The sequence below is a fragment of the Phycisphaerales bacterium genome, from assembly GCA_029268515.1.
In the GTDB taxonomy this organism is placed as follows: domain Bacteria; phylum Planctomycetota; class Phycisphaerae; order Phycisphaerales; family SM1A02; genus JAQWNP01.
In genome coordinates this window covers 151,765-175,335 of sequence record JAQWNP010000017.1, presented here as the reverse complement: position 1 = coordinate 175,335, position 23,571 = coordinate 151,765, and the positions used below count along the sequence as shown (strand labels likewise).

18 protein-coding genes are annotated in these 23,571 nt (G+C 49.8%); 15 read left to right on the top strand and 3 right to left on the bottom strand.

Going from position 1 to position 23,571, the window contains the following annotated elements; all coding sequences use genetic code 11:
• Window positions 1–8: 8 nt before the first annotated feature.
• The 15 genes from P8J86_12415 (at window position 9) to P8J86_12345 (ending at window position 18,720) form a co-directional block, all read left to right on the top strand.
• Window positions 9–1,007: an ATP-binding cassette domain-containing protein gene (locus P8J86_12415; GenBank protein MDG2055496.1), complete on the top strand. Its 999-nt coding sequence runs from the start codon at window positions 9–11 to the stop codon at window positions 1,005–1,007.
• Window positions 1,004–2,371: an ABC transporter permease gene (locus P8J86_12410; GenBank protein MDG2055495.1), complete on the top strand. Its 1,368-nt coding sequence runs from the start codon at window positions 1,004–1,006 to the stop codon at window positions 2,369–2,371. The genes P8J86_12415 and P8J86_12410 overlap by 4 nt, the downstream gene beginning before the upstream one ends.
• Before the next feature lie 530 nt (window positions 2,372–2,901).
• Complete coding sequence (locus P8J86_12405) at window positions 2,902–4,353, top strand: hypothetical protein (protein ID MDG2055494.1); 1,452 nt, start codon at window positions 2,902–2,904, stop codon at window positions 4,351–4,353.
• Window positions 4,354–4,385: 32 nt separating this feature from the next.
• Complete coding sequence (locus tag P8J86_12400) at window positions 4,386–6,032, top strand: GspE/PulE family protein (protein ID MDG2055493.1); 1,647 nt, start codon at window positions 4,386–4,388, stop codon at window positions 6,030–6,032.
• A gap of 7 nt (window positions 6,033–6,039) precedes the next feature.
• Window positions 6,040–7,272, top strand: a complete 1,233-nt coding sequence (locus P8J86_12395) for a type II secretion system F family protein (GenBank protein ID MDG2055492.1) — start codon at window positions 6,040–6,042, stop codon at window positions 7,270–7,272.
• Window positions 7,273–7,319: 47 nt separating this feature from the next.
• Window positions 7,320–7,742: a type II secretion system protein GspG gene (locus P8J86_12390; protein MDG2055491.1), complete on the top strand. Its 423-nt coding sequence runs from the start codon at window positions 7,320–7,322 to the stop codon at window positions 7,740–7,742.
• 26 nt (window positions 7,743–7,768) lie between these two features.
• Window positions 7,769–8,371 (top strand): prepilin-type N-terminal cleavage/methylation domain-containing protein, encoded by a 603-nt coding sequence (locus P8J86_12385; protein ID MDG2055490.1) that lies wholly within the window; start codon window positions 7,769–7,771, stop codon window positions 8,369–8,371.
• A complete protein-coding gene (locus P8J86_12380) occupies window positions 8,365–8,832 on the top strand; it encodes a hypothetical protein (protein MDG2055489.1) in 468 nt (155 codons plus the stop codon). Before P8J86_12385 ends, P8J86_12380 begins: the two co-directional genes overlap by 7 nt.
• Window positions 8,825–9,895 (top strand): hypothetical protein, encoded by a 1,071-nt coding sequence (locus P8J86_12375; protein MDG2055488.1) that lies wholly within the window; start codon window positions 8,825–8,827, stop codon window positions 9,893–9,895. Before P8J86_12380 ends, P8J86_12375 begins: the two co-directional genes overlap by 8 nt.
• A gap of 5 nt (window positions 9,896–9,900) precedes the next feature.
• A complete protein-coding gene (locus P8J86_12370; GenBank protein MDG2055487.1) occupies window positions 9,901–11,220 on the top strand; it encodes a type II secretion system protein GspK in 1,320 nt (439 codons plus the stop codon).
• The gene (locus P8J86_12365; protein MDG2055486.1) at window positions 11,217–13,136 is read left to right on the top strand and encodes a hypothetical protein; all 1,920 of its coding nucleotides are present in this window, start codon (window positions 11,217–11,219) and stop codon (window positions 13,134–13,136) included. The genes P8J86_12370 and P8J86_12365 overlap by 4 nt, the downstream gene beginning before the upstream one ends.
• Window positions 13,133–13,732 carry a hypothetical protein gene (locus tag P8J86_12360; protein ID MDG2055485.1) on the top strand — a complete coding sequence of 200 codons (600 nt, stop codon included), beginning with the start codon at window positions 13,133–13,135 and terminating at the stop codon, window positions 13,730–13,732. The genes P8J86_12365 and P8J86_12360 overlap by 4 nt, the downstream gene beginning before the upstream one ends.
• A gap of 1 nt (window position 13,733) precedes the next feature.
• Window positions 13,734–14,690, top strand: coding sequence for a hypothetical protein (locus P8J86_12355; protein MDG2055484.1), 957 nt, complete (start codon window positions 13,734–13,736; stop codon window positions 14,688–14,690).
• Window positions 14,691–14,718: 28 nt separating this feature from the next.
• A complete protein-coding gene (locus P8J86_12350; protein MDG2055483.1) occupies window positions 14,719–17,529 on the top strand; it encodes a secretin N-terminal domain-containing protein in 2,811 nt (936 codons plus the stop codon).
• Between the two features lie 15 nt (window positions 17,530–17,544).
• Window positions 17,545–18,720 carry a hypothetical protein gene (locus P8J86_12345; protein MDG2055482.1) on the top strand — a complete coding sequence of 392 codons (1,176 nt, stop codon included), beginning with the start codon at window positions 17,545–17,547 and terminating at the stop codon, window positions 18,718–18,720.
• A 37-nt stretch (window positions 18,721–18,757) separates the two neighbouring features.
• Here the strand turns inward: P8J86_12345 and P8J86_12340 are convergent, their stop codons facing one another.
• The 3 genes from P8J86_12340 to P8J86_12330 form a co-directional block, all read right to left on the bottom strand.
• Window positions 18,758–20,653, bottom strand: coding sequence for a hypothetical protein (locus tag P8J86_12340; protein MDG2055481.1), 1,896 nt, complete (start codon window positions 20,651–20,653; stop codon window positions 18,758–18,760).
• Between the two features lie 34 nt (window positions 20,654–20,687).
• Window positions 20,688–22,940, bottom strand: a complete 2,253-nt coding sequence (locus tag P8J86_12335) for an oligopeptide transporter, OPT family (GenBank protein MDG2055480.1) — start codon at window positions 22,938–22,940, stop codon at window positions 20,688–20,690.
• A gap of 100 nt (window positions 22,941–23,040) precedes the next feature.
• The gene (locus P8J86_12330; GenBank protein ID MDG2055479.1) at window positions 23,041–23,556 is read right to left on the bottom strand and encodes an asparaginase; all 516 of its coding nucleotides are present in this window, start codon (window positions 23,554–23,556) and stop codon (window positions 23,041–23,043) included.
• Window positions 23,557–23,571 lie beyond the last annotated feature (15 nt).

The following is a 23,571-nucleotide window of genomic DNA, read 5'->3' as shown; positions in this document are numbered from 1 at the left end:
TCAACAAGATGAAAACAAACCCCGGCATGCAGAACGCAGCCATTTCTATCAACGGTGTCTCAAAGCGATTCGGGCAAACCAAAGCTGTCAGCGATCTGACTTTTGAAGTTCCGCAGGGTTCGCTGATGGGATTTTTAGGTCCGAACGGTGCTGGCAAGAGCACCACGATTCGGATGATCATGTCAATTATTTACCCAGATGCGGGGCAAATTGAGGTGCTCAATGAATCGGCACTTTCAGCCAAGCTTCGCATCGGCTATCTCCCTGAGGAACGCGGTCTCTATCGTAAGATGAAGGTCGCAGAATTCTTAACGTATATCGCTAAGCTCAAAGGCGAAAAAGCAAGTGGCCTGCCCAGTCTTATTAATCACTGGCTCGAACGCGTCGAACTACCTGATGTCGCAAACCAGCGATGCGAAACGCTGAGTAAAGGCATGCAGCAAAAGATACAGTTTCTTGCCGCAGTGATGCACGAACCAGATTTACTCATACTTGATGAACCATTTAGTGGCCTTGATCCGGTAAGCATGGTGCTCTTGAGAGATCTCATCACTGATTTTCACGAGCAAGGTCGCACCATTTTGTTTTCTACACATGTACTGCATCAGGCTGAACAGATTTGTGATCGAATCATCCTGATTAATCATGGCGCAACTCTCTTGGAAGGAACCCTGGATCAGATTAATGCTCGTTTTGATCCTCGTACCATTGAAGCTCGCCCCACAAATCTCAATGCCGACCTCACTTCAATTCAAGGCGTTCGTGATACCAATGTCTCTCAAAATGGTTCTGTAGAAGTACATTTGGAGAAACAAGTAGATCCCCACGATGTCCTCCAACGCCTTGTTGCAGAACATCAAATGCACTCCATTGGATTAAGACGCCCGAGCCTCGAAGAAATTTTTGTCGAGCAAGTAAGAAATGATCAAGGCCCAGAGGCGGCTGCTCATGCACGAGCCGGCTTTACGCAGAATGAGGCGGGATTGATCGTGGAGCATACACCATGATCCGCAGAGCAATGATCGTTGCGTGGCGTGAATTCAAGCACACTGCACTTACAAAAGCATTCATCATTGGCGTGCTCATCGTGCCTTTGTTTCTCATCGCGCTGGTACCAATCAGCGTTTTACTTTTGAAGCCCAGCGCCCTGCCACTCGAAGGCCGCATGGCACTCATCGATATAAGCGGGCTGGTAGAAGCACCGCTGCAAGAAGAACTGACCCCCGCCTCTTCCGATTTTTCTGAGCAAAGTACAACAAGCAATCTACCCAGCATAAACGCCCCAAACATCACACCGGAGGCATTGCTTGCAGGAAATCCTGCTGCCCAAATGGCGGCGATCTCCGGCAAGATCCCAACGAACATAGAGATTGTCTCGTTTAGCCCAAGTGAAATAGATCGACTGAGAAAGGAAGTACTTGATGGCGAGTTTATTGCCTTGGCCATCATTCCTGAAGCAGTCTTTCAACCAGATCTTGAAGACAAGCCATCACTTGAACTCTTGCTACCACCTGGCATGAGCCCAAATCACACCACGGTCATCGAAAAGTCACTGCAAGATGCAGTCGTACAAGCCCGTGTCGAGAATGCTGGCTATGGCTACGAAACGATAGTCAACCTCATGTCGCGGCCTCGTATCCAAGCGAGTCGCTTAGCTGAAGATGGCGGACAGGTCAGAGAGAGCCAAGATTTAAAGAGATTGATACCGATTATCTTCATGGTGATGCTCTGGATCATCACTGCTACATGTGGCAACTTCCTATTGACTTCAACGATCGAAGAAAAATCCAATCGCGTTATGGAGGTGCTTCTGAGTGCGGTGAGTCCTTTAGAGCTCATGGGCGGAAAATTACTCGGACAAGCTTTAGTGAGCTTCGTCATGCTGATCATGTATGGAGGCCTCTGTATTGTCGGATTGGCTGCATTGGCTCAGACTGACCTCATTCCACCGATCGTGCTGCTTTGGTTCTTGCTCTACTTCATCATGGCCTATTTCCTTTTGGCCTCATTTATGGCGGCGATTGGAAGCGCTGTGACCGAACTCCGTGATGCCCAGGCACTACTGGGACCAGCCACCATTATTCTTCTGATACCACTCATCCTTTGGGCACCGATCAGCGAGGCGCCCAACGGATGGCTTGCCGTTGTGACAAGCTACATCCCCTTTCTGACTCCATTCGTGATGATTCTTCGGGTCGCAGGAAGTGCGGAACCCATTGCTATAGCGGAGATTATCGCCACACTGATCATTGGCTATCTCTCTGTGATCTGTATGATCTGGGCAGCAGCAAGGGTCTTCCGCGTTGGCGTACTGATGCAGGGCAAAGCTCCATCCCCATTCGAAATGATCCGCTGGATACGGTATCGCTAGATCCGTTTTTCTATGCCAAAATTGGTGTTTTTGGGCATCTGATTATCATCTTGCAGCCCCTTTGACGTCGATCTAAGGCTGCTGAGATGGCTGATATTGGTGGTAAACCGTAGAAATCGAACCAATGGCTGGCCAATCTCGTCTCAAAGACAATACGACCTCTTAAATACCGTTTTTTGACCCCTAAAAACCCCTTTTTTCAATACTCAGCGGATCGATATCAATACTTTGGCAAGTCTGCAGGATCATTCGATTTCTCCACTCACTCCAAAGCGACTCATTTGCCGATTCTCTTGCATAAGAAACTGTTTTTAGACGTTCAACAGCCGCAGCCGGGATTGTTCGTGAATTGGGGGCCAAGAAGGCGGCCATGTAACCCCGGATGAAGTGATGGAGAGTGAGCACTGATGAGTCTGCAGAGCACCCAGATTTGAATGTGCGGAGAGGCCCAAACGGCCAAAAGAACTGGGATACTGCCTTCGAGTCAGCCCAACAATATATGCCTCTTAACAGAGGCAGGAGTTACCACGATGAGAAAGATTAGCCCCCTCTACAGATCACTACGATGCGCCCTTCCAGCCTGCCTGGTGCTCGCCACTTCAGCACTCTTATTGCAACCAGGAAGTGCCAATGCGCAGCTCGGAGAAGCCACCAGCATTGCACGCGCTATGCGACCAGAGTACATGACACGCGACGTTCAGATTTTCGTAGAAGGCTTACAACTTGACCCCAGCCAAGCAATGATCGTCGAGACACTTTTCGACGACTATAACGATACATTTGAATTGGGCCTCGAGGGCATGTCTGCACAGATTGAGGGCATGCGAGAACAAATTTTGGAGATGAAAGATGACCAAGATCGTCTACTCGATCTTGTGCTTGTACCAATCTCCCAATGGCTCGTCAAAAGAGATGCACTCGGCGAAGAGCTTCTTGGAAACGTGCAAGTCATTCTCATGCCCTACCAACTAGAGCTCTATCCTAAATTCGAACAACGGCTTTACCGCGAAAAGCACCTTCATGAAGGACGCTTCTCAGGTGAAAGCACTGATCTCATTCGTATCTACCGCGACATGCAGCTTGATCGCCAATATCAAGAACAGTCAGATCTCGTAGTTGATCAATATGGTCACAAACTTCATGATGTGCTGACGCAGCGCACGAAAGCGCTTTATGGATCTCCTAAAGATATCAAGCGGCTCATGCATCCAACTGCACGAGACGCTGAACAGAACCTCATTGAAATCGATGAAATTTCTCGCCTGCGAGTCCAGGTGCGGGAAGTGAATGATGAGTATGCCCAACTTATTTCAGATGCGTTACCGGCTGCTGAAGCGGACGCTTTTTTCAATAAAGTCATGGAGAAAAGCTACCCTCGCGTCTTTAGATCCACTCCAGCTGAACGAATTTTCGAAGACGCTGTCATCAGAGAGGATCTCGATCCAGATGTGATTACATCTATTGTCGCTCTCATGCAGCAGTACGGCATTGAACTAGAGGCTTCAAACATTGATCTTCTTGAAGCAATACGAAGAGACGAGCCCAAAAAACCTCGAGCCACGGCCGAGGTTGCCATGATGCGTCGCCTCGGCGAGCCAATTCCGCGACAAGGACTCGATGACATTCGCAATGCCATCCGAGCCAGAGATGAGCTTTCACGCCAATACATTTCGCAGCTCAGAGGCCTCCTGTCAGAAGAGCAGTTTGCTGAGCTACCTGGTGCAAGGCGTTGGATTCCCCGTGAAGAACGCCGCGTCAATCCAGTGAGAATCCCAGACAAAGGGGCACAGAATGGAAACAAAGCTTCAGCTGCTAACAATTTCAAATCTACCGGCGAGGAAGTCGACTCCAGAGGCCGCGTTAATGCTACCGGTGCTCCAGGCAATGATGTAGAAAACAAAAAGAAATCTAAAACTCAGTCTGAAGATTCAGACAGTGAAAAAGATTCGACGAATACAGAATCCAGCGAAGACAACTCTTAACTTCTCACTGCACAATTTTTCCATAGGCGACAATGGCTGAAAATCATTCCATTACCGAGTCCACTGAACTGCCAAACACAGTTCAAAATGAGCCTCTAGCGAACTCTAACGACACTGCCTCGTTACGTAAGCGTTGCGAGACATTTGGCATCGATTGGACCGAGGAAAGCCTTGAACCATCGATTGATGCCATCGCACTGATCAGCGCTGACATAGCAGTACGCCTACGTGTGGTGCCATTAGCCATTCTTGATGACGGGCGACTTCGTGTTGCCATGCTGGATCCATTAGATATCACTGCACTTGATGAGTTAACAGCGCTCGTCAGTCGACCAATTATCCGCTTAGGCATGGATGACAAAGATTTTGCTGAGTTAATGAGAGCCCACTACGGCACCACCGCTGCACGTATTGCAGAAAGCCTTGCTGATGAAGATGGTGATCGAGACTCAATGCTCGATCATAATTTGGATGCTATTGAAGCTGATGACTTACACAGAATGGCTGAACAGCCAACACTGGTGAACCTGGTCAATCTCCTTCTACTTGAAGCAGTTCAATCACGCGCTTCAGATGTCCATGTAGAGCCATTCGAAAATGAGCTCAAAGTTAAGTACCGAGTAGACGGCGTGCTGGTTGAGAAACCTCCGCCACCAAAGAACCTGCAGCCTGCGATCATTGGCCGTATTAAGATTATGTCCAGCATGAATATTGCGGAACGCTATGTGCCGCAAGACGGACATATCACGCTTCGTTTTGAGGGACGCAAAGTAGACATTCGTGTGTCCACTGTCCCCACTCTCTACGGCGAATCAGTGGTCATGCGTATCCTTGATAAAAGCACGCAATCGCTAGATCTTCGAGCCCTGGGAATGGGCGATGATCTCATGGACACGGTCGACCACTTGATCGCCAAGCCCCATGGACTTGTGCTCGTCACTGGCCCAACAGGCTCGGGCAAGACAACCACGCTCTACGCAGCTCTCACCAAACTCTACGATCCTCGAAAGAAAATCATTACGATTGAAGACCCTGTGGAGTACGAACTCGCAGGGATCAATCAGATGCCTGTGAACCCCAAACGAGGCTTAAGCTTTGCGACAGGCCTCCGAGCCATTCTTCGACAGGACCCAGAGGTCATCTTCGTTGGCGAGATTCGCGATGGAGAAACCGCAGATATCGCAATTCGTTCGGCACTGACTGGCCACCTGATTTTTTCTACCATCCATACCAATGATGCAATTAGCTCAATTGGCCGCCTTGTAGATATGGGCGCTGAACCATACTTGGTGGCCTCTGTCATCGAGGGACTCTTAGCGCAACGACTCGGGCGAAAGCTATGTCTTCACTGCGCCGTTAAAGTTCCCATGCCCGAAGAAATTCAACATCGACTCACACCCGAAGAACTTTCCAGATTCAATGGCATGTCCCACCAGCCCGTCGGCTGTGACGAATGCGGCAACTCCGGATTCTATGGCCGTATCGGTTTCTTCGAGGTCATCACCATCTCTGGAACGCTTCGACGTGCTATCGCTGATAACAAACAAACAGCAGAACTACGCAAGCATCTGGGAGAAAACTTTGTGCCAATGCGAGAAGATGGCATACGTCGCGCTATAGAAGGTGTCACTACTGTTGAAGAAGTCTTGAGAGCAACCCAGGACACCGAGGATATCTAAGTCAAACATGCCCAGTTTTGCATATGAAAGTCGTACGACGTCTGGAGACCAACGTAGCGGGGTGCTCGAAGCTGACAGCCGCGCAGAGGCTGTCCGTGTACTGACCGGCCGAGGCGAAACAGCTCTTTCATTGAAGCAAACCCGAACCCGTTCTAGCAACCGAGCAACAGAATCAACGGGTGACATACGAGCACGATCATCTCGACCCAGCCTCTCTCGTGCTGAAACAGCAACCTTTATTCGGGAGCTTGCAACTGCTCTTGAAGCTGGCCTACCTTTGATGCAAGCGATGCGTACGATTCGAGAGCAAGCGACTGGCAAAGGGATGCCCTTCATTCTTGACTTTCTCATTGAGCGCGTAGAGGCTGGCGAGCAACTACATCAAGCCGCTCAAAAATACGGCCCCCCCTTTGATCAAATGATTGTGGGCATGCTGCGTGCAGCCGACGCGTCCGGACGCGCAAGTGAAATCATGCACCAACTAGCAGACCTACTAGACCGATCATTAGAATTGCGGCGAGAGCTGCTGGGCGCCACTTTCTATCCACTGATCGTAGCCGTGCTCATTCTGGTCAGTATCGTCGTGCTGGCAACAGTGCTCATGCCACGAGTCATTGCGCCCCTTGCTGGCGACATGGAATTGCCATGGCCCACAAAAGTCGTGCTAGGTGGCTCTGAATTTGTGGAGAGCTATTGGTTTCTTTGTCTGGTTATTATTGGGCTGCTTATTTTCGGTTGGATCAGTTGGGTGCGAATTCCTGCCAACCGTCTTCGCCTTGACACTTTCAAACTTCGAATTCCTCTTATGGGAAAACTCACCCGCGATGTGGCCGTTGCACGATTTACACGCACACTTGGAACGCTCTCTGCTGCCGGCCTACCCATCTTAGAAGGCATGCATATCACACGAGATACCTTGGGCAACGCCGCCCTCATGAAGGCAATTGATGACGTGAGTGAAGAAGTCACCGCGGGCAAATCACTTGCAGCACCTTTAGAAAAATGCGGCCTCTTCCCGCCGATGCTTATTCAGGTCATCAATCTTGGCGAACGCACTGGTCAACTTGAACGCATGCTCTTGCACTCAGCCAATGCATTCGATCGACAGGTCAATGCATCCTTAAAGTTGTTTGCCAAGGCCCTTCCACCAGTTTTATTGATATTTATGGCTGTTATTGCAGGCTTTATTCTGGCTGCGATTCTTTTACCTCTGATTGAACTGCAATCACTTATGGACTAGCCACGTTGTCCATATCAAGGACCAACTAAATGCTTGGAGAAATCAAGATGAATACCCGGCTACCAAATAGGTCGATATACCACATGCGTCAGCAGATTCGACGCGGCTTTACGCTGCTAGAAATTGTGATTGTGGTCATGATTATTGCACTGATGGCAACGCTCATTTTACCTAACGTCATGGGACGGTTTTTCTCATCACAGCGAAAAATTGCAGAAGCCCAAGTCGAGAAGGTCAAGACACAGGTCAGTTTGTACATACTCGATGAGCAATTGGGTGGACTCCCTGATGACTTTGAACTGAGCGATCTAGTCAGTGGTGGCTATCTCGGCGAAGACGATCTCTTAGATCCTTGGCGAAACCCTTTTGAAGTCATCAACGACGGCAACACTTTCTATGTTGTCTCTTATGGTGACGGCGGCGAGCCTGGCGGAGAAGAGAATCAAGAAGATATTGAATCAAGCCACTAAGAAAATATTTCGAAATGATCCGATTAATGCCAACAACTTCTGCCCAAACCCGCCGCAAGCGGCGCGGTTTTACATTGGTTGAAATTCTCATCGCATCACTGCTTCTTGCACTTTTAGCGTCACTCACAATCAGCCGTGTTATGGGGACCACCAAAAGAGTGTTCGACCATACCGTTGAAAGTGTTGCTGATTTACTCATCGTCTTTGCGCAACGCAATCAGTTTTCTCGCAATCCAATTGCCCTCCGCTGGGATGAAGGCGGCAAACAGGGCACGCTTAGAGTTGTCTCACTTAATCGCAACGAAGATCTTGATGATGTTCTTCCTGTTTGGGAGATCGAACCAAACTTCCCTTCGGTCATCTTTCCTGAACCACAAGTGGCAAGATTAGTGTCAGTGAAAGCTGACGGTGAAATGGCTGAGATCGCTGAATACCCCCTACCAATTGGCGCCAACATGCCACGGCCCTCCATTGAAATTCGTTTAGAGGATCCCAACGGGCAGATTCATACGGTCTCTCTTGCCGCTCACGAAATATCTCCCAACATTACAGAAACAAGTGAAGCTGGGATGTCAAAACGTCTACCAATTGACCTTAATGAAACCGGACAAAGATGGGAGGAATGGTGATCAATCGCCAATCTCATTCTCATCGACATGGCGTCGCCCTTCTTGAGGTCGTACTCGGTTCAATTTTACTAGCGCTTGGCCTTGGCGTTGTGATGACTATTGGATCACGATCACTTATTGCGCAAGCTGGCGGCGAACAAAAACTCGTCGCAGCATGGCTCGCTGATGAACTACTCGCGATGGTTGTTGTACAAGGCCCCGACAAGTACCGGCTTGGCACCAATGGAGATTTTGAATCGCCGTTTGAAAGATTCTCATATGAGCTCGACATTGACTACCGCAGTGATCAAGAACCTTATGATGTCGTGGCGATCGTGAGCTGGCCTGTTGGAAAAGAAAAACGCTCTATTGAGGTCACGACGAGCATTGCCCGCCGCATCGGAGAAGAAGAAGAGGAAACCCCAAGAGCCCCAATGCTTCCAGTTGATCGTGATATGAGGTATCTCGAAATCGATGCATAACAAAGGCTCCATCTTAAAGAAGCTACCCTTGCGACGAACCGTTCATCGTGGTGGTTTCACTTTAGTTGAGCTCATGGTTGCCGGACTTGTTGCAGCCATGCTCCTTGGAACCATAAGCACGAGCCTCGGCTCTCTTGCAAACGCCAAGTCAGTGGTTCGGCTTCGGGCCAATGCCTTTGCTCGAGCAGATGCTGCATTAGAATCGATACGGCGCGATGTCATCTCTGTGCTGCGACGAGATGATCTCTTTCAGACTCAGTTACTGTTAGTAGATAATTTTGAGCGAACTGCTGCTGGAGAGATGGCTCGAGATGAACTACTACTCTTTAATCTACGCTTGCGAGACATTCGACAAAGCGACTACGCGGGCGAAGGTGCTGAATATGAAACGCAATACCGAATCGAAGATGACGATGAAGGCTCAGTACTCTGGCAACGACGAGATCCAGTACCAGATACAAACCCATACGGCGGCGGCGTCCTCACACCACTTGTTTTCGGTGTCATCAGTTTGAATCTCGAAGCCTATGACGGCGAAGATTGGGTTGACTACTGGGACAGTGATGAAGACGGCATCCCACATGCCATCCGAATTACAGTGATCGCGACAGGGGAGGATGAGTTAAGCAATGTTTTAGAGAGTCCTCTCGCTACACTGCGCACAATCGTGCCGCTTGATCGAGTCATTCCACCTGCTGATCTCTTCGAACCTCAAGAAGAAGAAGAGGAAGAGGAAGACGAGGAAATCAGTGACATGCGCGATCAAATCAATGCCGCGCAGGGTGACAACGAAGAAAATGGTACCGATTCATCGAGCGGTGACGGATCAAACAGCGCCGGCGGTGAGAATGGAAGCAGCGGCGGTAGTGGCGGCAGCGGCGGCAGTGGCGGTAATACTGGCGGCAGCGGCGGCAGTGGCGGCAATACTGGCAGTGGTGGTGGCAGCGGTGGTAGTGACGGCAGTGGCGGTGGTAGTGACCCCATTGACAGTCGCCCTAGCGGTTCATCGGGCGGCAAGGAAGCGCCCGGCTCCAACCCTGATTCAATTGAAGAGAGAGACTAGTGCTGTTGAGAACGATCAAATTTGTGCAAAGCAATCCAAGAACACCACCGCGACATCGTGGTAGCGCTATTCTGATCGTCATTTGGTCATTGACTATTGGCGTCCTAATCGCCAGTAGTGTGCAAATTTTTGCTTATCGACAAGCTGTTCAGGGGGCAGAAGCTGTTCAGCGCATTCAAGCTCGTTGGGCTGCTCGCGCTGGCCTTGAACAAACAATTTCAGCAATGGCTGACTTCACTGAATCACCCGATCCAAATAACGCCTGGGCAATGACACGTGCATTTGATGCGGTCGCTGATGGCGCCACTAAAAATGCCTCCTGGATCATCCGCCATCATATCGATGGCCAGACCTACCTCGGCCCGATGGATGAGCATGCCAAGCTCAACATCAACGGCAATGCTCGTCAGTTCCTCTTATTCTTACTTGATAGTCCGCCAGTCGGAGTGCCTGAAGCAATTGAAGATTGGATTGACGAAGACGACGAAATTACAGGATTAGTTGGCGCTGAGCGAGACTGGTATAACGGTTTCGACAATCCATATAACCCTCGCAACGGGCCTGTACAAAGCATGGCTGAGATAGAACTGATTGCTGGCATCGATCCAATCGATCTTCGAGGCGAAGACTGGAACCTGAATAATCGGCTCGATGCCAGCGAGAATGATGCCTTGATGACGCTCCCCGAGGATGAGCCGGATGGCATTCTAAATGCAGGCTGGAGCCAGCGCATCACGCCCTACTCCCGCGGATGGGGCGCGACCCAGTCAGGGCTACCTCGTCTCGTTCTTGCTGAGACGCTTCCTGAGGATCTCGCTGAGCGTATTAATATCTCCATCGAACAGGCGGAACAGGTGATCGCTTCATCTGAGACTGAAGGGTTCACACTCGAAAACCTCATCACAAATCCGATCAATTCCAGTGGTGATGATGTCGAGCTGCTCACTGATGATGAGATTGGACGAATACTCAGCGAATGCTCCATGTTCCCTCGATATCAGGTGCAATATGGAAAACTAAACATCAATACGGTCCCAGAGGATCTCCTGAGCGATATGTTCCCCGATGATCCAATGCTCGTGGATGAGATCATCCGCATGCGACGCCGCTCTCAGGGAATTACCAGCATGATGAATCTGCTGGATGGGCCTGATATGGAGCGAGAGGATGTCCAACAGATGTCCTTCTATCTCGATACTTCAAGCAATGTGTTCACAATCAGCTCAATTGGCCGATCCGATCTTTCTGGGCTAGAAGTTGAAATTATTGCCGTTGTCGATCGTTCTACCCTCCCCATCCGGATTCTGGAGTACCGCGAAGAATGATCAAATCGATAGAGGACATCAAGAAGCGATTCGGCTCTCGCGGTAGCAATACCGATGAGGTCAGCGATCGCCAAATTGCCTGCCTTCAGCATGATGGAGATCAGTGGCTGCTGATGATTACGTCATTTATCGACGGCAATCTCGAAGTCGTGTCCACGCAAGAAACGAGCGATCCCGTCAATCTGCTCAGAAGCACTGAAATTGAAGAAGTCGTTTGCGTACTCTCATCGGGCACTATTATCTGCCGGGCCTGCGACCTACACGATGGCTCTAATTTGGAACTCCAATCGGCACTCGCCCTGCAAGCAGAAGCGCTCCTTGAACAAGATATTCCGGCCCATCGAATCGCCGTGACCTTACTAGAACCGGCTCACAAGACTTCTACAAATCAAGGGTTGATTGTTGCATGGCCTGATGGCAAAGATTCGAGTCATCAACACCTTCCTGAGCTGAATTCTGAATGCAGGTACGTCTCAGATGCAGTTGCGATTACCGCGATTGCCCTTCGGACGAACCTCGCCCACCCATTGCTGAGACTCGATCGAGCCACAGGCGGCCTCGCGCTCTGTATGGAGACAGAAACTGGCCTTGCTATTCGTGCGACCCGTGAGCATGTCGCTCCAGGCGCCACAGGCGATGCCTTATGGACTGATGCCGTTGTACGTGCCCTAGGCGAAACCGCTCTCCATGAAGGTATTGATTTAGACACAACGGAATCACAGGTCGCATGGGTTCGAGAACGCATGGTTCATGGCCATATAAATGGACTACTCATCAGCGAAGATCAATGTAATCAGCTGAGCAATGTGATCAAGAACACGTCAAATGATGTTTCTTGGTGGCAACGCTGGGGCACATGCCTGGGGGCACTCCTTGCCTACACAGGCTCAATGACCAATGCGACGGAGCTCTTTTTCACCCCACCAATAGCGGAAAGATCGCGTCTTCGAGAATTCAGTGAGACATTGGGGCACAAGAAAACAGCAAAGATGATCCTCATTGCATGCATTATTCTTCTCGCCTTTGGACCAATCTTCTTTGCAAGTCTACGCCTTGGCGCCCTTTCCATTCGCTATGGCGACATCGATGCTCAACTTGCGGCAAGCCAACCCTTGAATAACACCATGTCTATGTATCGAACACTGAAGAATGAGACATGGCCAATGTCTAAACTCACCAGTGACATCGTGAGACATGCACCAAACGGTGTTGAAATTGACTCTCTCAGACTCATCCACAACAAAGATCTGCAAATCAAAGGTGTCGCTGTTGGACGTGGTAGCGAAGCAGCGGCTTATATGCTTATTCAAAAATTTGGCAGCAATCTTGTAAAGAGCAATATTTTTAAAGACTTTAAAATCAGCAAGGACCCAGAGGGGTCTGGTGGAACCTACACTTTTGAAATCAGTTGCAAAGTAGCAAACCCATACACCATCGCAAAGTATGAGCCCGGCGACTCTACTGATTGGACTGATGACAACACACTTCGACATCGGAAGTTTGGCATGCCATCTTCTGACAAAGAAAATGAAACGATCGCTACAACTTCTGCATCGCCAGCTCAACCTACGCCTACAGAACCCCCCATTGCCAACGAGGACGATCAAGAAGACACCGAGATCGCAGCTCGACTTGATCGCGGACGCAATACGAATACTGCATTCGCCCGCGATGGCGCCGAAAGTCGCGTCGGAGGGGGCGATACAAGTGCACGGTCCACCGGCACGATACCCCCAGTCGTGACTGAAGAGCAGCTCAAATCAATGAGCCAAGATGAACTCCAACAGATTCTACGTGAAGTGATGAATGCTCGACGCTCGTTCAAAAATGATCCTGAACTGGAAAAACGACTCAAAGACGAACAAGGTCTCATTTTTAAATACTTACAAGAAAAGAAGAAAACCGGCGGCTCATGAAACAATACTGGGGAAAATTTGTAGATCAATACGAAGACATGTCACCCACCATGCAGGGGACAACATGGTGCCTTGCATTCGTAGTGGCTTATTTGATATGGGCGCAAACGTTTGGCAGTATCGCTGTCAGACTCAATGCTAAAGCTGATGCCATTGATCAGAAAGTTTCATTGGTTCAGCAATACAGCACGCTGAGCCCAAGCTTACGAACAACTATCATTTCTATTGGCGAGGTCGAGTATCCTGGCACGCGAGGGAATTTAGAACTCGAACTTGAATCTGCAATCAATGAAGTACTCAATACGCCCGAACTAAGCATTCGAAAGCAAACAACAAACACACTTGGCGGCAAACAATATAAAGTCGGGACACTTGGAGGATCTGCGAAGACCCGCCCCATATCGACTGTACGTAGCGTGATGACTCTTGAACTTCCCGCATCAGAACTGGCGGAATTTATTGCTGGCTTAGAAACGCATCCTGTCATTGACTCTGTGAGTGAAGTGGTCGTCAATCGAACCAATACATACGGTGTCCTGAAGGTCACTATTGAAGTTGAAGCGTGGCGCCAAGGCGACAGATCGAGGGGCACTTAATATGACCCCGCACCCACGACAACATGGATCAAGATCCACTTATAAACCCTCCTTTGGCCAGAACAAAACTTTAACGGCTTCTCTTGCTGTCAGTTTGACTTGTATTGGGGTTGGTTTGATCTTTCTGGTCTGGGCAATATCGCCAGTCATTATCGCTATGACTCGGTCAAACCCGGACCCGAAAGCAGCACAAGAACGCCTTGACAATTTGGTTGTAGAGAGTGTTGCCCTGAGGGAATTTAGCATTGAGAACTATGAGGGCCGGTATGCCTTCAATCAACGCGACGTAAAACCATGGCCAACACCAAGACGGGTTGCTCAACGCCCCGCAATCGTGCCAAAGGCAGCTGAACCAGTGGAGCCAGTCGCACCTCGGGGGCCAAGCGAAGCCCCTGCTAACTATGGTGGCCCTGATCTCATTGCACTTGCTGGTTTTGAAGCATGGTTTGACGGTGGCTCTAAGGGACCCATCCGAGTTCGGCTCAACCAAGAAAGCGATCAATTGCGTTTGATTGGCTTTGTCTCATCAAAGGCTGCTCGCGTTGCTTGGCAACGAAACAGCACCACAAAATGGGGTGAGTACGAAGTACCTGTCTTTGAAAGAGACAGTGAAGGCCCATGGTCCAAAGTAGCCACTGGTCAAAAGCCCACTGGCCTAGAGTTAATAGAAGTCCCGGACACCAACAACCCTGAACAATCACCCTTGATGCGACCGATCGGCTCAACACCACAAGATGCTGATGAGTCCAATACTGGTGAGCCCAACGCTGATGCAACATTCGATGGTAAGGCCGGCCTGAGAGCCAAAAAAATGCTAGAGGATTCTCTTTCCGAGGCCACCGATGCGATCAGTAGCGCTGCGCAAGAAACAAGTAAGGCTCTCCAAAGAGCTCTGGAGAATCAGAACTCAGATGAGCCAGAACCAAAGAAAAAGACCGGTGACTCTGATGCCGAGTAAAACCCAATCTGCCTCGAAGGAGAGGAACGTGAGATCTAGACCAATTGCACTGCTCTTAACCGCATTGATTGCTGCCTCTGCACAAGGTGATGACGAGCGACCTTCGCCTGTTCCACCTAGCAGTGCTTCTCCCTCTGCATCGGAAAATGATACACCGGCTGATGTCGCTACCAATACGGACGCTGAGCCTGCGACAGAGGCTCCAGTAAATGAAGCTGACAAAGAAGAAGCTCAGGAACCCTCCTCTGACCCCAAGGATGCTGAGTATCTGCAAGTTGATATGCGTACTTCACGCAGCATGAACGGTCGGCGCGATGTACCAGAGGGCATGGTGCCACTGACATTCAATGCCGCAACGGTTGAGGAAACCCTCCCCTTCATCGCGGAAATCACTGGCAAGATTGTTATTCCACTCGATCAGAAAACGACGCTCAAGAATGCGACAATTACGATCATGAATGATAAGCCCGTGCCCGCCAATGAAGCACTTGATCTTATATTCAATGCATTCAAGCTACAGAATGTTGCGGTCATCGAACGAGAAGATGTCATCATTATTGGCACGCTCAGTAAAATCAATGAACAACTCGGTTCTATACCAGTCATTCCAGCCAGTGAATCAATCATGGGTAGACTGGACCGCGGCTCAATCGTTCTCAAGGTCTTTGCTGTCAAGCAAAGTCCTGCCGAAGCAATTGTCGAACAATTCGAAGAAATCCGGCCCCAATACGCAACAATTTCAGTTGATGAAACATCAAATCAAATTGTTGTATTAGGTGATATTGGCTTGTGCCAGCAAGTGCAAGAAGTAATCAATGAACTTGATCAACTGTGGGTCAATACCGAGATAAGAACGTTCAGACTCAAGCATGCTGATGCTGAAAGCGTGAGCGAGAACATCGCTGATCTTTTTGAAGAATCAAGCACAAACCGATCCTCCTCATCAAATCGTGGCTCATCAAGTCGGGGCAATACGAGCAGATCAAATAGTGGCAACGCGCGGAGCGTTTCAGGACTCGATGTTGAACTACGAGTTGCGGTGAACGTTCAACAGAACACGGTCACCATTTCTTCAGCACCTGAGATTGTTGCCAAGATTGCCGAACTCATTAAGACTCAATGGGATCTACCTCGCCCCAAGGGCACCCAGAGACTTTACGTGTTGAAGTATGCCGATCCGATAGAGGTACGTGATATTCTCAACAATGTACTTGACCAATCCTCCGGCGGCGGTGGTGGTGGTGGTGGCGGCGGACAAGGCAACCAGAACTCACTCACGAGCCTGAGCGGCATCTACCGTTTTGAGGCCTTCCCTGACAAGAACGCCCTTCTTGTTGTGTGCAAAACAGAAGAGAGCTTCGCGTTTCTTGATTCGATCATTGAAGAGATTGATCAACCGGCCGCAGCTGGACTTCCGTTTGTGATTGAACTTGAAAATGCAGATGCAGTCCGCCTGGCAGAAGAACTAAACGTGCTACTGGCTGAAAGAGGTTCAGGTAGCGGGCTCTCTCGCCCAGATGAAGGACTCAGTGGACAACCAGCGGATACTGAACTGGAACAGGCAGGAACTGGACGAGAGGCAACCGAAGGTGGTGAGATTACGTTCCCTTGGCAGTCGGGTGGACGTCAGAACGCGGATAATGCTGATCAATCACCGGAGTCATCATTGATCGGCAAGGTGCGTATTGTGCCTATTATTCGCCGCAATGCCCTCTCGGTGCTTTGCCCTGCATCTCTTGAACAACCAATTCGTGATCTTGTTATGGCCTTTGATCAACCATCAAGGCAGGTCATGATTACTGCAACAATTGTTGAAGTAAGACTCGGTGATGATTTTGCGCTGGGCGTCAGGATCGGCAATGACGACATTGCCTCTAGTTCCCTGGCTGACAATAGAGTAGCGGGCGGTGTCACTGGCGCATTCAACATGGCCGAATTCTTGGGCGGCGTCTTCTCTACATCAACGCTTGATATTGGCACCAGTGTGAATGTGGTCATTCAGGCGCTTGCTGAGCTCACTGATATTAGAATTCTTCAAGAACCTCGAATCTTCACGTCTGACAACGAAGAAGCGGTCTTCTTCGATGGCAAGGATGTTCCGACACTCACGGATACACAGTTACTGGAAACTGGCGTCCAGAATCAGAGCTATGAGTACCGCTCTGTCGGCGTTCAGCTCAATGTCCGGCCGAGAATTACTTCCGTTGGCGATGTTGATCTAGAAATCAACCTCACCCTTGCAGATCTCAGCACGGAAAAGGAATTTGGCGCTTCGATTATCAACCGTCGCCAAACGACCTCACAGGTCATTGTTGAAAACCGGCAAACAGTTGTCATTTCAGGCATTATTACAGAGCTGGAATCTGAGACGAATCGCAAGATACCCTTGCTTGGTGACATCCCCTTTATTGGCGAGCTCTTCAATTCGAATGAAGACATCAAAGAGCGCAAGGAGTTGTTGGCTTTCATAACGCCCACCGTCGTCCATTCTCCATCCGACAACTACGATAACTACAACAAGATTTTCCTCGAGCGTCTGGAGCTTCTGTCGCGTCCACTTGATGCCGCTTTCAAGGACCAAATGAAAGAGGCCCGCTTTGGTGAGATAAGCCCATACGAAAATTCGCAGGTACCAATTACTGAAAGACAGCTTCGCCATCTCGAACAAGAAGGCGTCATTGATTTAGATGAACCCGACCTACCACTGCCTCCAGTGATTCCTAATGACCAGGACAGTAGTTCAAAAACAAAGCCCGAAACAACAACTGAACGCGGGCTTGATCAGGATGACTGGGAAGATCTCTTAGAACCTACAAAAGAGAGTTCGTCTGGCGAATAATGGATAATAAGATTTATGACCCCGGTTCAAAATAGCTTGCTCGTTATCGCCGGTGCGTTCATTTTGGCGATTGGTTGCCAAACAACACCGAAATCCGACGAAACCGAAGACGAAAAACCAGCGATCGGAATGACTGCGGTGCCGAGTAACCAAAGTTCGGTCAGTGGTGCCACCGTTGCGATCTGGCGTCTTGGATCGGTCGACTATGACATGCTTGCATTACCCTTAGTGAGCCCAGACGGACGCTTCCTTGCGGTCGAATCCGGGGTGGCGCCGACTTGGCCAATGGTCTTAGCAGATCCAAATGCTGACCCATCATCAGCCACCCGTATGAAAATATGGACACTCGATCCAATCAATAGAACCATGGCTCAGCATCTCACGCTCGACCAACCCTTACTGTTAGGTCGAGGCAGTAATAATGATGGTTTTCTAGTCGAGTCTATTCAGCCCAATGGATCGCGGTGGATTGGACTCGTCGATTGGAATTCTGGAAAAATCAGCTGGCTTGTTCGCAATGAACACATCAATACACAAGCAGCATTCGGCCCCAACGGACAACTTGCTTATGCTCGCCGTCTAAAAGGCGCTCAACATTTTGAATTAGTCATTCGAACCGGAGCCAGCCAATGGGTCCAGAGCCAACCATCTGCAGATCTACTCATGCCATTTTGGTCAGGATACCGCGATGGTCTGTTCTTCATAAAGCTGCGTAGTGGCCTGCTCGATCTTGTGTACGTAGAAGCATCCTCCGCCGCAGCAGCGCGTCAATCCAAACGCGTACTACCCCTCGCAAAAAATGCGACAGCGAGAACGGCTTATCAAATGCTCATTGGCCAACCCGCTGACATGGTGATGGCGGCGGATAATCGTGAGCAACTTCTGTTCTTCCACCCCTCACGCTATCGCATGGCGATGTGGGCGCCATTTGCGGGGCCAGAATTCTCACCCATGATGCTTGCACCAAACTCCATTGGCGCCGTGCGAGGCCCAACTCCAGACACCTTGATTGTTGCCACAAAGACGCAACTTCTTCGTGAGTCTATTAAAGATAGTAATGCTGAGGCCTCACTCATTTCTGGCCTACAAATTCCTCGGGCCACATCGAGTAAGACCGCGCCGTATCTTCTTTTGTCCCCAAATGAACGGCTTATCTCTATCTCAGCATTCCGAGAACTGACTGAAGATTAACCGAGTTTCTCTGCTCATCAATTGATTCTAGAAGCGGCTAGCTTGACGCACCATCGACTGGTGTGCCCTCTTGCATATAGGTCTTTGGCTTATAGAAAAATAGCATTGGGATAAAGCAAACTGCATCAATCAACATGACAATGGCAAAGAACCAGAAATAACTTGCTCCCGGCAATAAACTTGTACCGTCTGCTTGCTGTATGAATGTATTAACCAGCGCGGTAAATAAGTTGCCAAATGAGATCGCAAGATACCAGATGCCCATCACCAACGACTTGAGTTTGAGAGGTGCTTGCGTGTAGGCAACTTCTAATGCTGTGATCGATACTAGAATTTCAGCGATGGTCAGAAAGACATAAGCCAAGAACTGCCAAGCAACACTCGGCTGCCTTCCTATGGAAGCGACATCGGACGACAGACTCGACAATGAAGCTGCTTCATCTGACGGGATCGCCTCACTGGTCATGACTCGAATGCGACCAATCACATCGGCGTCTCCTCCATGATTTGAGACAACCCTCACAATCAAGTAACTGGCTTTTGTTGGCTTGAATTCAATGGACTGAAACGTCCCCTCAGCTTTGAGCGTTGCGGTAGCGACCTCTCGCCAATCATCTGATTGAGGCGAATCACCGACTAGAATGTTGACTTCTTTGGCATAATCGCTTTTTGATAGATCAAGCGAGGCTGCAGCATTTCCATACGGCGCCGGATTGATCTCGATACGATCGACTTCCCAGCTTCGGAATTCCCGAAGTCGAATCACAATATCTTGGGATCGCTCATCGTCGGCTTTGTCTAGTTTGGCGCTCTGCCAACCGGGGCCACCCTCTTTGCCCTTGAGTACATTCTCTGCTGACCATTGCTCATTCTGAGACTGCGAAGTCACAGAGACAACCTGTCCGCCACTGATTGCCCCCTGAATCAAGGCACTTATGACGAATGCAGCCGCCATCATAAACAAACCAACCGAAATCTTTCGCAACGATGTGACGCGAATCACTTTATTCACCATTGGATAGATGACGTAGTAGAAGATGGGGATCATACTCAAGATAAGAACTGGATTAATGAACTGTATTTGAGATGGATACCAATCGACTCCAAGCCATTTTCGATCCATGGATTCTGCTTGAACAACCCAAGCTGATGCGATCTGGGAATACAGCGACCAAAATGGAATGGCAAACATGAAGATGAGACAGATAGCCAACGTTCTCTTGAGCCCATCACCACTGACCGCCTCTTTAACAAAACCCAATCCACCTGGTGGAATATGGGCATACTTCTTACGGCCTAACCAGAAGATAAGCGTTGCCAGTGCCATCAAAATACCGGGAACACCAAACGCCCAATCCACACCCGCATTGTGAAGTAAGATTGGTGTCACGATCGCTGAAGCTGCCGAGCCCAGATTAATGGCAAAGTAAAACCAACTATAAACACGTGAGAGTAGCTGTTGGTTCATTTGCCCAAACTGATCACCCACATGAGCACCAACACAAGCCTTGACGCCGCCAGCGCCAAAAGCAACAAGAATAAGCCCTATCACTAGGAACGTGAACGGTGCAACAACCTGATTAGCGCCAGGCACCCCCATTAATGCAAGAGATGCATGCCCCGCGACATAGACGATCGAGAACGTCATGATCGTCATGTACTTACCGAGCAACCAGTCGGCAACGATTGCTCCTAATATTGGCATGCCCCATACAGCAGCAGCCCAGTAATGGAAGACCTCTTGTGCTTGAACACCGGAAAGCGTGTCGACTTGTCCCGCGGAATTGGTGAGGAATCGGGTCATGAAAATGACCAGAATGCCTTGCATCCCGTAGTAACTGAATCGCTCAGCACATTCATTGCCAACAATATAAGGAATGCCTTTCGGCATTCCTTTTTGTTCAACAGGTGCGGTCCTATATTTGCTTCTCATAGGAAGACGCCCCTACATCGGCAGCGAAACTCAATTATTTCTTCGCCCAAAGACCTCTTGTCGCGACACGCACAAGCATGATCATAATCAGTACAAACAACACGATACCAATCCAGTCGAGCGGGAATGCATCTGCTGCTGTCCCACCCATTGCGGTGAGGTCCAACGGATTCCCTTTATAGATCACGATTGGTATGGCCAAAATGATGCCCAGCAGCGCTTCACCTGTGATCAAACCCGCCGCAAACAGAAGTCCGTTGCGCTCACCGCTTTGGCGCATATCCATGAGGTTGGCCTTCATCTCACCTTCCATTTCATCACCTTCATCTGGCAATCGTGGATGGACTGCGGCCGAGATCAAACCTCCAGCAAGCATTGGAATTGACAGTTCTACTGGCAGATAGACGCCGACCGCAACGGCGAGTACCGGCAGACGGAATCGGAAGTTACGCCATTCACAAAGAAGATCGAGGGCAATAACAATGGCTGCAAGCACCATGCCCATAAAGATGATATTCCATGGAAGGCCGCCTTCGAACACACCTTGGGCAACCGATTGCATAAGTGATGCCTGTGGAGCGGCCAACGGTTCCTGTCCCGGAACAGTGATATCGCCAATGCCATAGGCTTTCAAAAGTAGATTGAGGATGGGCGCCATAAAGAAGGCCGCAGCAAGCACCCCGACAAATTGCATAATCTGCAGCTTCCAAGGCGTAGCGCCAAGAATATGGCCCGCCTTCAGGTCTTGCATATTATCGCCGCCAATAGCGGCAGCACAGCAAACAACCGCTGCAATCAAAACGGCAGCGCGGGCACCATCACTTCCAACCATCCCAACGGCTAAGAGCAGAAGCGATGCAAAGAGTAACGTTGCAATAGTCACGCCCGAAATAGGATTATTGGAAGAACCCACAAGCCCTGCCATATAGGCCGCCACCGCTGAGAACAAGAAGCCTGCGATCAGCATAATGATCGCCATGAAGGCGGAGATTCCCCACAAGCCATTGGTCACAAGTACAAAAATGAAGTAAATCGGTATCACAGAAACCAAGAGCGCAATCATGATCCACTGCATTGGCGTATCACGCTCGGTACGCTTGACCGTTGTAGAACCGTTTCTGCGCACCTCTCGGTACGATTCCACCCCGGACATCACACCACGGATTAAACTCCGCCAGAGTCGTATCAGCGCCCACAATCCTCCAATGACCATCGCACCGACACCAAGGTAGCGCGTTCGAGAAGACCAGATCGTATTGGCCCATTTATCAGCACTGACCGCTTGCCCAGCCTGATCTGATCCCGGATGAACCGGAAAATCAAACCACTGTGGCTCCGATGTAAGGGCAAAGCCTGGAATGGGAGCATTCACGAGAGCAACACCAACCACATCACCCTTCGCGGCCGTCAAGACCTGGCCAGCGATCGCCGAACCCGACCAATGCCTCCATTCTTCGTAGGTACTCACCTCATACGTAGGCCACTCCATATCACTGGCCATGACCGGAATTGCCACATACCAGTTTAAAGCGCCACCAATGCACACTAAGAGTGCAATATTCAGACCGACGATATAGCCAACACCAATCAAGGCCGGGGACAGGCTGGCCCCAAAGAAGACAATAGATCCACCGGTCAAACTCGTTGCTTTTGCAGTGACACCGTCAGTCAACGTTCCGCCGACACGCTTGGCTGTTTCAACCGTTTCCGACCAAAGGTGAAAACCGGTGGCGCCCAGCTTAAACAGAGCGCCAATCAAGGTGCCAAGAACAATGCTCCATGCCGCACCAGCAGAGACTTTTTCGCCGGTCTTAAGAAGTTCAGCGGTTGCGACACCTTCAGGAAACTTCAACGGCTTGTCGACAATCAGTGCACGCCGTAATGGCACCGTAAAGAGAACACCCAACAAACCGCCTAACGCGGCAATGATTGTGGTTTCCCAGTAATTGAAGTCAGTCCAGGCTCCCATGAGAACCAGGGCAGGAAAAGTAAACACGACACCCGCAGCAAGAGACTCGCCTGCAGAAGCCCCTGTTTGAACAATGTTGTTCTCCAAAACACTACGACGCTTGAACATTCGTAGTAACGCCATCGAAATAATGGCTGCTGGAATCGATGCCGACACAGTCATGCCTGCAAAGAGACCGAGATATGCATTGGCACCAGAAAGAACAACTGCTAGAACGATGCCAAGAATCAGTGCCTTGATAGAAATCTCAAGGACATTCTTGCTCGCAGGAATAAAAGGCGTTTGATTATCTGGGCCAGTGTCTTGGGGGGATGGCATTATTGGTTTCCAGTCTTCTGGCTCATCTGTGCGGATCCTCCAGTGAGGATGCCCGACATTTCAGGAACATGCCCCGATTGTGGGCATGTAGCTCGATTCGTCAAGTGCTGCGGACAAACCGGCCCCGTTCCCGGTCCTTCACCACCCCTGGAAACTGGAGCACATTATTGTGCATAGCCACATAGACCCCCGGATCGAGAAGCATGACTGCTAAAAGAGCCTCAGTGAGGTTCTGACGGGCATCTGTATTGCGAAGGATCCAAGGTCGCATGGCACCAGTAAGAACGACCGGTTTTTTGAGCATGGAAGAATCGACGGCAATCCGCTCACCCGTATGTGCCAGTCGGTCTGTCCCATGAAGCACCACCACACCATCATAGGAGGCCGTGGCACCAATAGCCGCCTCAGCAATCATCTCGTGATCCTCTTCAGTCATATCTCGGCTGTCCTTATTCATCAGACTGAGCCGATCCAAAGAGACACCCTCTAATTGCAACTGACTGAGCATGTAATCCAACACGCTCACACGATTTGATAGTGAGCCAGAAAGCTCGTCATATGTTTTCTCAATGGTACCGCCCGTCAGGATCAGACGAATCCGCTTTTTCTTACTCATCAGTCAGACGCTTCC